The organism is Desulfobacterales bacterium, assembly GCA_034003325.1.
Taxonomy (GTDB): Bacteria; Desulfobacterota; Desulfobacteria; order Desulfobacterales; family JAFDDL01; genus JAVEYW01.
In genome coordinates, this window is the sequence record JAVEYW010000006.1 from 23,133 (window position 1) to 36,487 (window position 13,355).

The 13,355-nt window shown below is 54.3% G+C and carries 10 protein-coding genes; 1 reads left to right on the forward strand and 9 read right to left on the reverse strand.

Going from position 1 to position 13,355, the window contains the following annotated elements; translation table 11 throughout:
* The 9 genes from RBT11_07760 to RBT11_07800 form a co-directional block, all read right to left on the reverse strand.
* The gene (locus RBT11_07760) at positions 1-2,244 is read right to left on the reverse strand and encodes a GNAT family N-acetyltransferase (protein MDX9786655.1); all 2,244 of its coding nucleotides are present in this window, start codon (positions 2,242-2,244) and stop codon (positions 1-3) included.
* The gene (locus RBT11_07765; protein ID MDX9786656.1) at positions 2,241-3,266 is read right to left on the reverse strand and encodes a D-alanine--D-alanine ligase; all 1,026 of its coding nucleotides are present in this window, start codon (positions 3,264-3,266) and stop codon (positions 2,241-2,243) included. Before RBT11_07765 ends, RBT11_07760 begins: the two co-directional genes overlap by 4 nt.
* A gap of 5 nt (positions 3,267-3,271) precedes the next feature.
* Positions 3,272-4,270 carry a D-alanine--D-alanine ligase gene (locus RBT11_07770; GenBank protein MDX9786657.1) on the reverse strand — a complete coding sequence of 333 codons (999 nt, stop codon included), beginning with the start codon at positions 4,268-4,270 and terminating at the stop codon, positions 3,272-3,274.
* Positions 4,267-5,580 carry a KamA family radical SAM protein gene (locus RBT11_07775; GenBank protein MDX9786658.1) on the reverse strand — a complete coding sequence of 438 codons (1,314 nt, stop codon included), beginning with the start codon at positions 5,578-5,580 and terminating at the stop codon, positions 4,267-4,269. Before RBT11_07775 ends, RBT11_07770 begins: the two co-directional genes overlap by 4 nt.
* Before the next feature lie 938 nt (positions 5,581-6,518).
* Positions 6,519-7,091, reverse strand: coding sequence for a DUF2284 domain-containing protein (locus RBT11_07780; GenBank protein ID MDX9786659.1), 573 nt, complete (start codon positions 7,089-7,091; stop codon positions 6,519-6,521).
* Positions 7,092-7,093: 2 nt separating this feature from the next.
* Positions 7,094-7,612 carry a universal stress protein gene (locus tag RBT11_07785; GenBank protein ID MDX9786660.1) on the reverse strand — a complete coding sequence of 173 codons (519 nt, stop codon included), beginning with the start codon at positions 7,610-7,612 and terminating at the stop codon, positions 7,094-7,096.
* Positions 7,613-7,849: 237 nt separating this feature from the next.
* The gene (locus tag RBT11_07790) at positions 7,850-9,724 is read right to left on the reverse strand and encodes a GNAT family N-acetyltransferase (protein ID MDX9786661.1); all 1,875 of its coding nucleotides are present in this window, start codon (positions 9,722-9,724) and stop codon (positions 7,850-7,852) included.
* A gap of 62 nt (positions 9,725-9,786) precedes the next feature.
* Positions 9,787-10,350 (reverse strand): 2-oxoacid:acceptor oxidoreductase family protein, encoded by a 564-nt coding sequence (locus tag RBT11_07795; protein ID MDX9786662.1) that lies wholly within the window; start codon positions 10,348-10,350, stop codon positions 9,787-9,789.
* A gap of 12 nt (positions 10,351-10,362) precedes the next feature.
* Positions 10,363-12,204 (reverse strand): thiamine pyrophosphate-dependent enzyme, encoded by a 1,842-nt coding sequence (locus RBT11_07800; protein ID MDX9786663.1) that lies wholly within the window; start codon positions 12,202-12,204, stop codon positions 10,363-10,365.
* Between the two features lie 227 nt (positions 12,205-12,431).
* On the opposite strand from RBT11_07800, the gene RBT11_07805 reads away from it, so the two are divergent.
* The gene (locus RBT11_07805; GenBank protein ID MDX9786664.1) at positions 12,432-13,289 is read left to right on the forward strand and encodes a branched-chain amino acid ABC transporter permease; all 858 of its coding nucleotides are present in this window, start codon (positions 12,432-12,434) and stop codon (positions 13,287-13,289) included.
* The last annotated feature ends 66 nt before the right edge of the window (positions 13,290-13,355 follow it).

Sequence of the window (13,355 nt, forward strand, 5' to 3'; positions counted from 1 at the left end):
CTATAGCACCTTGCAGTAGGTGGACTTTCCATCACCCGGCGCGTAAAAGTCTTCCATTACCGAGGCCACCCGGTAGCCGTGCTGCTCGTAAAAGGCACGGGTGCTGGCGTACTGAACGCGCTGAGATGTTTCCACATACATGCGGGTTCCGCCGGCCTCCCGGGTCATTTTTTCGCTCTCAGCCAATAATTTGCTTCCCAGGCCCCGGCTCTGGAAATCCGGATGCACCGCAATCCAATAGAGGTCGTAGGCGGAAGCCGTGCACGCGATCGGGCCGTAACAGGCATAGCCGACCAAGCGGCTGTACTGCTCGGCCAAAATGAATCTGTATCCGCTGGCTTCACCCGTGTCCAGATAGGTCTGCACCAGTTCCATGGCCACACCGATTTCCGCATCATTGAAAAATCCGGTGATTTCCACCAAGCGCCCGATGCGCTCTTTGTCTCTGGGAAGGAGATTGGTTCTATAGGTTACGTTGTTGAGATAAGGAAAATGCACGTCTTTTTTCATGCTGTGTTGAACGCCGGCCGCCGAAATTCCGGTAAAGAACCGCAAGGCGTTGGTGCCCAGGGTGCGGGTCCGATAACCGCCTTCCTGAACAACGAGCGTGGGAAGACCGGCCGCGCCGATCATTTTCCCGTTGATCTCGAAGTCTTTTCCCGTGAGCGACCAGGTGCCGGTGGGATCACCCTTGGCCGGATCGAGTCCCAACGCCACGACGAGAAAGGTGGGACGGAAGTCTTTTATTCGTTCCAAGGCCAAGGCGAGGGCTTTGTGGTATTTTTCGCCGGTGACCGATTCAGGTAGCGGCAGGTTCAGGTTGAAGCCTTCACCGTCCGCCGCACCGATGTCATCTTCAAATCCGGAAAAATAGGGATATGCGAACTTCGGATGACCGTGAATGGATACCGTAAAGACATCGGATCGCTCGTAGAAAATATTCTCTTGGCCGTTTCCGTGGTGGTAATCGATATCCAGAATGGCGACCCGGCCATAGGCCCTGAGAAACTGGGCCGCAATAGCGACATTGTTGAAATAGCAGAACCCGCCAAAGGTTTTGCGTTCGGCGTGGTGACCGGGTGGGCGGACCAGGGCATAGGCAATGCGTCGACCGTCTAAAATTTCCTTTGCCGCCGTGAGCGCACAATCCACTCCGTGGCGTGCCGCTTTATACGCGTTTCGGTTTAAGGGGGTAAAGGTGTCGATACAATAATAGCCGGCCAGCACAGAGCGATCCTTGGGCGGCCGGGTCTGATTCCGAATGGGAAACACATACGGATAAAGGGATTTGCCATCGGGCACCTCCAGGCAGGTTCGGCGCAAATAGGTTATGAACCCATTGTCGTGAACCGCTGAAATGTGCTTGTCCGGAAAGCTTCGCGGTTTGATCGTGTCAAAAAGACCGCTTTTATCCAGTTCGGCCATAATGCTTTCGACCCGAACCGGGGCTTCAACATATCCCCGCTCATGAATGTGGTGAATGGTGTGGTGTGTGGTGACGACGATGGCCATGCGTTCCAACGAGCGTCCCTCGACTTTCGAACGGACCGCTTCGGGCTTTACATATTGAAAGGGTCGCAACCGAACCGGGTTGTCCTTTATGGAATCCACAACTTTTTTGACATATTCCGGCGGGCAGTATTCTGCGTATTTTCGTTCCAAAATCGCTTGAACCACTTTTTTCATAAAGCCGGGTTTGAGCTCGCGCTGCTTGCTTAAGCCGTCATAAACCAAATGCGGCATACAGACATCTTCCGGCTTCACCGGGCTTTCATAGCCGGTGTGGATGATGGGGCGGGCGCCGTATTGTTCGTAGAAGCGAAGACGCTTTTGGTTCTCTTTCAATAGGGCCGTATCCGGGCAAAGGCTTGCTTCGTCGGGCAGGCATTCGAAAAAAAGCCCGGCTGTTCCCAGTGCATCGGCTTCCTGCCGGACGCGCTCATACAGGGCGCCCCCGACGCCGCTGCGAATGTCCGCGGTGGCGATCCAGTCGAGATAGCAAAACCCGATGTCCGGCTCATAGAGGACAAGCGCAAATCCCAACACCCGGTTTCGAAGATTTTCGGCGACGAACAGAACGCTTCGAAAGCGCTGCTTAAAGGGATTGCGCAGTTTTTCGCCGATGCTTTCAATTTCTTCCTCTGGCACTGAGCTGAACCTGAACCGAAGAATGTCCTTTACCTGGCGAAGCGTATCCACATTGCCGGGAAGGACATCATCATAAATGCGTCGTATGCGGATCATTTGGGACCCCCATTTTCTCGATCCGCAACCATGAGGATGCGTTCGACGGCCGCCCAAAACGGAATTCCCGCCTGCGCCAGGGCCGCGGCAAAGCCGGCGTCCGGCGAAAGGCACGGGTTGGCGTTGACTTCAAGAATCCATGGCGCACGGTTTGAATCGACACGAAAGTCCACCCGGGCATATCCTTTCAACCCGAAGCAGTGCCAGGCGGACAAGGCCTTTTCTGCCAGCGTTTTTAGAAGCGGCCGGTCCTCGGGCGCAAAGGTGAAGCGCCGAGGCGTGTGCGAGTATTCATAAGCAGTTGAATCCCATTTGGCCCGATACCCGACGATGCGGGGTTTCTCCGGCCCGTACCCCATAAATTGAATTTCCGCGGGCGGTAGCACCACCGGTCCATCCGGTCCGTCCAGCACCGAGAGGTTGAACTCGCGTCCCTCGATAAAGGTTTCGGCAAAGCACGCGCCGCCAAGATCCGTTGCCCGGGTGGCCATTTCAGCCACCACCGCATCGGCTGAAACTCCGCTTAGAAGTCCGTCTTCATCCAGACCGATGGAGGCGTGCTCCCAGACGGATTTGATGATCCAGGTCTTGGCCTCAATTTCTTGCGCTATGCCGGGTTTTTGAATGGGACTTTCCGTTGCCGGATAGGGGCCGAGCCAGTCCGGGGTCGGCAACCCGCTGGCGCGCATAACGGTTTTCGCCATGATTTTGTTTGAAGAAAGCATCATGGCGTCGGCTTGAGCGCCGGTGAAGGGGAAATGGTTCGCTGCCAGGAAAAAGGGCACCAGGTGAATCAGCGCACCGCTTTGCCCAAGGGATTCTACCAGGTTAAAGACCATGTTCGGCGCTGCGTGGGAAAGCCGCTGCTTGAGTGCGGACAAATTAAGATCACAGGGAAGCACCACCGCATCGTGGCCCAGGTGCTCTAACGCGTCGCTGATGGCCGCAACCTGGGCCAGCACGTCTTTCTCATCCGGTGCGCTTTCATCAAGAATCGCGTTGTGAAGGATGGTTACGCGCATGATGATTATCTCATTTTGCTCGCCGGAATGCGGCTCATGGCCGAAGATAGAATTCGCTCGATCAGGGTTCGATAGGAAATTCCGATCAGACCGCAAAGGATGGGCAGATCCGAGTGCTCGGGATGCAGTCCGGCCAGGGGGTTTACTTCCATGAAAAGGGGGTTCCCCTTTTCATCGCACCGAAGATCGATGCGACCGCCGTCCCGACATCCCAGGGCGCGCCAAGCTTCAAGGGAGACTTCTTCGGCCGTCTTGACGGTGATATCCGCATCGGCAGGAACCAGTCGATAGGTGACCCGTTCCTCGCTTTGCTCCTTATTGACATAAGAGTAAACGCCGGCCTCCGCTTTTTCACCGAGGAGCACTTCCATGGTGCCGAGCGTTACGGCGTCTTTTCCGGTGCCGATGATGCCCACCGTGAATTCCCGCCCCGGCAGATACGGCTCAAGCAGCACGGGCTGGCGGAAGACATCTATCATTTGGGCGCACGCCGGCTTTACCCGTTCTGCTTGCCGGATAATGGAAGCGGGGCTAACGCCTTTGCCGGTTCCCTCGGCGACGGGCTTGATAAAATAGGGCGGTGAAAAGGGAATGTGAATATCATCCGCGGCGTATTCCACCACCACAAAATCCGATGTGGGGATACCGTTATCCCGCAGAATTCGTTTGGTCATGCCCTTATGTAAGGTAAGGCTCATGACCAGCGGATCGGAGAAGGTATAGGGGATTCCATAAAGATCCAAAATGGCGGGCACCTGGGCTTCCCGGCCGCTGCCGGAAAGCCCTTCGGCAATGTTAAACACCATATCCCATCGGTCGCCGGCCGCGAGCCGTTCGGTGAGCTTGCGGCCGGTTCCGATTCGATCGGTTCGATGACCCAGGGAACGAAGCGTGTCTTCGAGGGCCGTGATGGTATCGTCCCGGTCGAACTCGGCCGTTTCGTCTTCGCTATAGCCCATGGCGAGGTATTCGGAACGAAGGTCATACGTTAATCCGATGATCAATGAACGTGTTCTCCCAATCCGTCTTCAGTTGCGGTGTCGGGGTATCGAAACACCCGGTTTTCATAATTGCTCAGCAGCAGATTCCCCTCAGCCCGGCCGACCCGGTATTCGGGCAATAACGGAATCTTCCCGCCGCCCCCCGGTGCATCCACCACATAGGTGGGCACGGCGTATCCGCTGATAAAGCCTCTTAAGCCTCGAATGATATCGAGTCCCTTTTGAATGGGGGTGCGGAAATGGCCCGACCCGGTGATGGGATCGCACTGGTACAGGTAATAAGGCCGAACCCGCATTTTCAGCAGATGGTAGACCAGCTCCCGCATGGTGTCAACCTGATCATTGATGCCTTTTAAAAGCACGGTCTGCGAGCCTAAGGGAATACCGGCATCCGCCAGCATGCCGCAGGCCCGGTATGTTTCGGGCGTGCCCTCGTCCGGATGCGTGAAATGAAGGCTCATCCAGAGGGGATGATGTTTTTTGAGCATGCGTGTCAGTTTGGGCGTAATCCGCTGGGGCAGCACCGCCGGCACCTTGGTCCCGATGCGAATGATGTCCAGGTGCGGAATGCGCCGCAACCGGGTCAGCAGCCAGTCGAGCCGGTCGTCATTCAGGGTCAGCGGGTCTCCGCCCGACAAAATAACATCGTGAATGGCCGGGGTGGCGGCAATATAGTCGATGGCGCGCTCCAGGCGCTTTTTGCTCGGGAAAATGCTTCGTTTGCCCACGACCCGGCTGCGGGTGCAGTACCGGCAATAGGTGGAGCAAAAGTCGAGCACGAGCAGCAGGGCGCGGTCCGGATACCGGTGCACCAGTCCCGGAACCGGGCTCTGAGCTTCTTCGTGAAGCGGATCATCGGCCTCGCAAGGCATTCGCAAAAACTCGCCGGTCGTCGGAATCACGGTCCGTCGTAGCGGTTGCAACGCATCCTGCCGGGAAATCAAGCTGGCGTAATAGGGGGTGATCCCCAGCGGCAGCTTGTTTTCGGGTTGGGACAATGCGATTCTTTCGTCCTCGGACAAGGTGATCAGGGTTTCCAGATGCGGCAGTTTATTAATCCGGTTGCCGATCTGCCATTGCCAATCGTTCCATTGTTTGTCTGAAATGTCGGGGTAAAAGCGTTTTCGGAAATCGCGGGTCTTGGCGGTTGAACGGGTTTGTCGGGGCGCCCTGGCCGTGGGGGCTGTATCCAGGTTGATAATGGATACAATGGCCGGTGCCGGCACGGAATAGAGCGCTGAACTCGGAGGTTCCTCAACTTTCTCGTCGGACTGATCTTCCACGCTGGGTTCAATTTGCATGAGCGTTTGCATGATTTTTCCCTTTGACTGAGCAATTGTAACGGTTATGGTCGCGGCCTGGTTTTTAAGGCCTTTTTTGGTTTCTACCTCACCCGCAAAGCAAGACACATGCCAATTTTGCAACTAATTGTATTATATTGTAATTAATGTAAAAGCCCCTTATTTACGAACTCCGGGTTCCGGTTTCTTCATTTGCCTGTTTATGAGGCATGCGCGAGGGCGATATGCTGATCGGTCCGGTCAGAGGGTCGAAAGCGCCTATTCAATAGGGCGTTAACGCAAGAAGATGATATAAAACGGCTTGTTGGATCGAACCTGTCTCCATAAGGCCAATGAATGCGTTTGTTTATTGATAGTTGAGGGGCTGATAAGCCCAAACGAAATTCCTGGGGACATCCCATCAGGGCCATTTCGTGCTCACCGGCCGAATTGGGTCTTTGGAAAATCGGAATATTGGGGGCTTTTTAAGAGTCAACCCATTTAAATTAAATGATATTGTTTGTTACAGAACATAGAGTTCCGCTTATGGCTGGTTTGCGGATAAAACGGAACTGTCATATCTTTTTTAATCGGTATCGGTGCGGCGGAAGAATATCAACGCACAATTGTTTTTTTGATAGCATTTCCAATGGGATGTTGTCCCCATCACCATGCGGAGCATTGAGAATAAGCGATTTTTGCTTTGATGCGGGTAGCCGGAATGTGCTGGACGAGGCCCTAAGGGCGCGGTGAGCGAATTCATTTTCCGGACTTTTGGTGGTAGCCTTTGGCACGAAAGAGCGTATATCACTGGAGAAGGTCGGTGGCTGCCAAGCAGTCCAGCCGCCCAGCTTAAGGCCTTGCCGGGTTAGGCCCTTTACCAGAAACAGGCACGCTTTTGCGTGTATATTTGCCGAAGGTGAAAGATGGCTTGTATGCATCCCAGCATCCCAGCATCCGGCTTTGCCGGATTAGGCTATCAAAATCATGCCGGTCCAGGTGATCTTGTCGGCATGAAATTTTCCGTCCAAATCAAGGCGCTCAAGCAACGCGATCACGTCTATCCCCAATGCTTCCATTGAGGTCCTTGCTCGGGACGGATATGGGCAAGGTTTTCCCATAAAGCCCGCGCAGGGATTGCATCGTTCACAGCTGCCACCGATCAGACCCATAAGGGTGGAAATCCCCATCTCTTTTTGAAGATATCGTTCTGTTTCTAGTATGATGTCGTGCAGCGTTCGCTTTGTTGCGTTCAGTCCGACGGTATCCGTTTCGACATTCAGGCCCTTTGAATATTGAATGAGAATTGCGTCGGTAAATGTGCTTATTTTTTCCGCAGCCTCAGGGATTGTCCCGACGAATGGGGGACACATCAGGTGGTTGCCGTAGCACCCGCATTTATTTTCGGTGCAAAATCGCCTTATTTTTTCTTCCGGCACAAGGAGGCGTGCGCTTGGAATGAATTGGCAGAGTGTGGCGCCTAATTTTCGTATTTGCGCACAGAGGGTGTCGCAGTTCAGGTCACGAGTCGTCTCGCTGGACATCGTTACCCCTTCGTCGGCGGGACGATAATAACCGGTACCGGGGAGAGTCTTAATACTTCCAGGATAACCTTGGAGACGGACTTGTCCGAACGCCTGTTTTTATGGGCGCTGAGAATGATCAAATCGCTTTCCAGTTCTTGTGCGGTCGAAAGAATTCCGTTTACCACGTCGCCTTTTTTGACGATAATTTCATCGGGCCGCAAAAAACAGCCGGGGCGGCTGCTCATCGAGTCCTGCCAATATCCGGACAGCGTGGAATGGATAATTTCGCTTTCTTTGCGTTTGCCGATCAGGATTGATCGGGTATCTTTTTCATGCTCCCGTAGAATCTGTTCATAGCGCTCTTCCCCCAGCATGTTTTTGACCTGCATTTCCGTGCTGATGGGGGGTGTTTCAATGATATGAAGCAACGTGATGTTCCCTTGGCATGCTACGGCAAGATTGATCGCATAACCATAAGAATTCCGGCACTCTTTTGACAGATCCGTTGCAAAAAGTATTTTTTTGATATCATGTTCCATAACTTACCTCGATTCAAAGGGTCCCGTTGTGCTTTGATGGCGCATCAGCCGGATTATGTCAGTGCGGCTGTATTCCGAAAAAATATATTTTTGGAATTATAAGCACACCCCACGATTTTTTGGAATAAAAAAGTAGGACGATTTTGTACTGCATTCCCCGCAACATGGGGCGCCGCGCAGCGGTGAAAATGAGGGTGCCACCGCCGTGCCGTGCTGAATACGGTCTATTGCCGATATTCAGATGGGTTCATTGAATTGACATTTCAGCGTTACCACGTTTGCATCATGCGTGCTGCGGATTTTATATGGCAGCGTGTTAAATAACCGGAGCATGCCGGTGTTCGTGGGGGATGTGTACGCTATCAGTCCGGCAATGCCGTTTTCCCTGGCCGCTTTTGCCAGCTTGGCGATCAGAATTTTCCCCAGACCACACCCTTGCCAGTCCTTGCTAACGGAAAACGCTATTTCCGCCATGTTGTTGGATTCCTCAAACAGATAGGTTCCGACGGCCACGGCGCGTTGAAACCCGATTTCACCCACCAATCCCACAATGGTCAAATCCTTCACATAATCTATGCGATATACGCCTTCCAGGTCATTTCTGAGAAAACGGGTTCTTTCATGAAAAAAGCGGGACACCACATCCTCTCGGTCCAGTTCATAGAAATGCTCCTGAATTCGCCTGACATCCACGGGTTTGGCGGCGCGGAAATTGACACGTTGGCCCTTGATTTCCAGTGCTTCAACCAAGTGACTCGGATAGACGCCTTGAAGGGATTCGGAAAGACTGATGGTGGGGCTCAGCAGTTCCATTTCTTTGGCTTTTGCAAACAACTCGTCTCTGAAATCGGGGTGCGCCAGTGAAATCATCGCCAGGGCGCGCTCTTGAAGGCTTTTTCCAAACAGCCGCACCATGCCGAATTCACTCACCACATAGTCCACATCGCCTCTGGGAACCACTACCGCTAAATCCTTAAGTTGGGGGACGATCCGGCTTTCCTTGCCCTGCTTGGCCGTGGCGGGGAGAATTAAAATCGATTTACCGCCCTCGGAGCGGACCGCGCCGCGCACAAAGTCGAGCATGCCGGTCACGCCGATGTAATTATTGTGCCGAAAGGCGTCGGCCGCAACTTGTCCTGTCAAATCAATGGCTTCCGCGACGCAAACCGATACCATCTTGTGGTGACGGGCGATGATATCCGGGTCGTTCACATAATCGGAGGGCTGAAAATCGATGGACAGATTGCTGTTTAAAAATTCATATAGATCCGGGCTTCCCATGGCGCTGGAGGCGACGATACGGCCCTCGTTGTATCCTTTTTTCCGGTTGGTGATCACGCCTTCGGCCACCAGCCGCATGATGGCGTCCGTAATGCATTCGGTGTGAATCCCCAAATCATTTTTGTTGCGAAGCCCCAGCAGGGTTTTTTGAGGAGCGGCGCCGGGATCGATGTGCAGGGTCGAGCCGTCTTCGATGAGCCTTGCCGTTTCAAGGGAGATGGCTTCCGCTGTCGCCATATCCGGCGCGGGCGCCGGCGTGAGCAACGGTTCGTCATATTCCACAATGCTGTTGACATCGTTTACATGAATAAAGCTTCGACCAATAATCCGTGGCATGAGTGAGTTGACCTGTGCGATGACAATGTCCGCGGATTGGGCTGCCGCCAGCGTGATATCCACGGATATTCCCAGGCTCATCCAGCCGAAATCGTCGGGCGGGCTGACTTGTATCAATGCCACGTGAATGGGCATTCGGCGGCTTTTAAACAAGCGCGGCACCGCGCTGAGGTTAATGGGGGTAAAAAACCGCCGGTTGGCGGCAAAGGATTGCGGTGCCGCAGACCCCAGGTATAGGCAGCGAATATTCAACGCCTGGTCTCCGCTGGCATGAGCGATCATGGACAACGAGGTGCTCTCCTGGCTCATCATCCGGACAATTTCAAGGTCTGTGAAATGATTTGCTTTTTCGGCCAGGCACTTGACCAGATATTGCGGCTCGCCGCAGGTGGAGCCGATAAAGACCCGTTGACCCGGTTTTATCAGGGCGATGGCGGCCGGCCCTGTTTTTTGTTTGATGACATACTCATCTGCCCAGTAAGTGGCTTTGGTCATTATCGTATCCTCCAAACACGGTGGCTTTCCGTGAACGGACTTAGAAAAAGAGAATGGGGGCATTAGTGCGCTGAAGCACCGGCTTTCAGCGCGTCAATAGAAGCTTGTAACAGCATGTCCTTGCCTTTGAGACGGTCAGTCAGCACATGGGTAATATCGTCCATCGTGCAATAAAGCGGTGCAGTGTTAAAATCGGCTTTCAAGAAAAGAGATAAGGTAAACCCGAGCATGATCAGATTGATGGCCCGGGGATTGTCTATATTTTGAGCCAGTAAATCCGCATTCAGATGATGGGCGCATAGACCGGAAGTCTTCTTTGTTGAAGCGCTGCTGTTGACCGCAGCCCATGCGCCGGGCTTAAGATAGCCGCTGTGCTGATCAAGGCTCTCCGCTTTAAGGGCGATAAGGCCATCCGCTTCTCCGGGCCGGATAAGGGGGCTGGCGAATGGCCCCACCTTAAGGTGCGAGATTACTGTTCCTCCCCGTTGGGCCATTCCGTGGGTTTCAGCGGTAAATACCGGAAACCCTTTGCGGATAGCCGCTTCGGCCATCAATTGGGTAATGAAAAGCACTCCCTGCCCCCCCACGCCGCTGATAACAATCTGATACGGTACCCTATCTTTCATCGGTAGTGATGGTTACCCCTGTTCCGTTTTCTTCTTTTGAATAGCCCCCTTGGGGCAGACATTCAGGCATACGCCGCATTCGTTACACACCAGCGGATCGATGAAGGTCCGGCCGGTGTGCGCGTTATGAATGAGGGCCGGACACTCAAAATGCTGACGGCAAAACCCGCAGCCGTCGCAATCATCGGTGATTTCAACGGCAATCCGCTCAACGGAGTGCCCGGTGCGCGCCGCATCGAGAATACAGGGATGCCTTGCGATCACAACGGCCGGCCCCTGTTTTCGGCTGAAGTCCACCGCTTTTTTGAGCAATTTGACAAACGCTTTGGTGTCATAGGGTTCGCCCACTTCACAGGACCGAATGCCGCAGCCTTTGACCAGCGTTTCCATGTCCACCGGCACCAGATTTTCCCCGGTGGCGCTTTTTCCGGTGGCCGGTGTGGGTTGGCTGCCGGTCATGGCGGTGGTGCGGTTATCCAGAATGACCAGCACAAAACGGACGTTCTGGTTAACTGCGTCGATAAGAGCCGGTACCCCGGCATGAAAAAAGGTGGAGTCACCGATGGTGGCGATGATATCGGGCCGCTTCTCCTGGTTTTGATAGGCATGATAAAAACCGGCCGCCTGGCTGATGGCGGCTCCCATGCACAGGACCGTGTCCACCGCCTTAAGATTGAGCCCCAACGTATAGCAACCGATGTCGCTGGTGTATATGCCCCGGGGCGCGGCCTTTTTAATGGCAAAGAAACTGGCCCTATGGGGACATCCCGCGCACAGGGTTGGGGGCCGTCCGGGTGCCGGTGTCAGCGTGGGGCTTATAGCAGTGACACCGGCAAATTTTGCTACCTGTTTTTCGATGATTTCCGGAAGCAGCTCCCCCACGCGGGTCACGGCGCCGTTTAGCTTCCCCTGAATACGGTTGCGATCCGCCAACTGCATTTCAATAACGCCGGTGGTTTCTTCGATGACCAGTATCCGATCATAGGTAGATAACAGAGATTTCATAAACCGGGTGTGCAGCGGAAAGGGTTGGCGTACCTGGAAAAAGGCAACGGATTCCCACAGGTTCAGGCGTTTGAGAATGTCGATGGTGTAGGCGGAAGCCACTCCGGAGGATACCACGGCCTGTTTTGAATGGGTGCCGGGATTGTGAAAAATGGGTTCTGTCTCTTTATGGGCCGCAATCTGCGATAGTTTCTCCTCCAGTTCCAGGTGAAGCTGATAACGAAATTTAGGCGTTGCCGCCCAACGGGTCGAATCTTTTTTAAAAGCGGCTTTTCTATTCAGCGCATTCGAAACGAGCAGTTTCCCCGTCAGCACATCCTGGCGTGAATGGCAAACCCGGGTGGTGGGCCGCAGCATGACCGGGGTTCGAAACGCTTCCGAAAGGGCATAGGCCAAGGAAACCATCTCTTTGGCCTCGGCCGGAGAACCGGGGTCCAGCACGGGTATTTTGGCCATCATGGCCATCATGCGGCTATCCTGTTCGGTCTGAGAGGAGTGCGGGCCGGGGTCATCGGCGCTGATCACCACGAAACCGCCGACCGTGCCCAAGTAGGCGGCACTCATTAATGAATCTGCGGCCACATTGAGGCCCACCTGTTTCATGCTTACGGCAGTTCGCAGTCCGGTCATGCTACCGGCGTAGGCGATCTCGAAAGCCACTTTTTCATTGATGGCCCACTGGGTATGCATGCCTATCTTATGCCGGCGTTGATACCCGACCACGGAAGAGAGGATCTCCGAGGCCGGCGTGCCGGGATAGGAAGTTGCCATGGCGCACCCGTTTTCAACCAGGCCCAGCGCGATGGCTTCGTTGCCCATCAAAAGTTCTTTTTTCGCAGAATGCTTCATTCTCTTTTTCCGCTGCCAATGTCAGATTTTATCCGGTTCAGCCAACCTTCGTGAATGGTTACCATGATTGTTCTCTTGGGTTCAAGTGATTATCGCGGCCGAAACCATGATCATGGCCGGTGTACCCCATGGGGCGCTTCGGTACTTGACCTCTGAGCGCTCCTGGCATAGTCTGATTCGTCCGTGGTATATCAGAGACAATTTGCAAGAAAAGGAGCGGGGCCGATTTGCAGGATTTGCTGCAGTTTCTATTTGGAGGGGTCACCAGTGGCGCCATCTATGCCTTGATTGCCCTGGGGTTTTGCGTGGTGCACAATACCATCGGCATCGTCAATTTCATTCAGGTGGACTTTGTCTCTCTGGGGGGAATGTTTCTCTTCACCGGACTTTTCTGGAGCGGCTTGCCTCTGCTGATTGCCTTGCCGGCCGCCGTAGCCGCTGTTGCGGTGGTGGGAATTGGGGTGGAACGCATCGGTATTCGCCCTTCGCGCTCACAAAATCATCTGGTATTGATTTTTCTCACCATCGGTCTTTCCATTATATGCCGCGGCGTGATGAAGCTGATTTGGGGCAAAAACCGCATGGCGATTCCCCCGTTGTTTGAAGATATCCCGTTGCGATTCCTGGGCGCAGCCATCCTGCCGCAGGCGGTGGTGATATTGGCGGCCACGGCGCTGGCCATCGGACTTCTGGTATTTTTTTTCCGCGGCACCCGGCTGGGACTGGCCATGCGTGCTGTTGCATCCAACCAGATAGCGGCCTGCGTCGTGGGAATTCCCGTGGGCCGGGTCAAGGCAGCCAGTTTTGCGCTGGCCGGCGGCCTGGGTGGGCTTGCGGGCGTGTTGGTTACGCCCATTACGACCTTGAGTTACGATGTGGGGGTGTTGCTGGGGCTTAAAGGGTTTGCCGCCGCCATCTTAGGCGGTTTCGGGTCTTTTCCCGGCGCCGTGCTGGGCGGCCTGGGGCTGGGATTGATAGAATCCCTTTCCGCCGGCTATTGGAGCAGCGCCTACAAGGATGTGGTTGCCTTTGTGATTCTGTTGCTGGTTCTTTTTATTCGACCCAAAGGATTATTGGGCAATTAAAGTGCGAAGTACCTTCTAATCCGGCAAAGCCGGATGCTGGGATGCCGGGAGGCTGGGATGCATGAA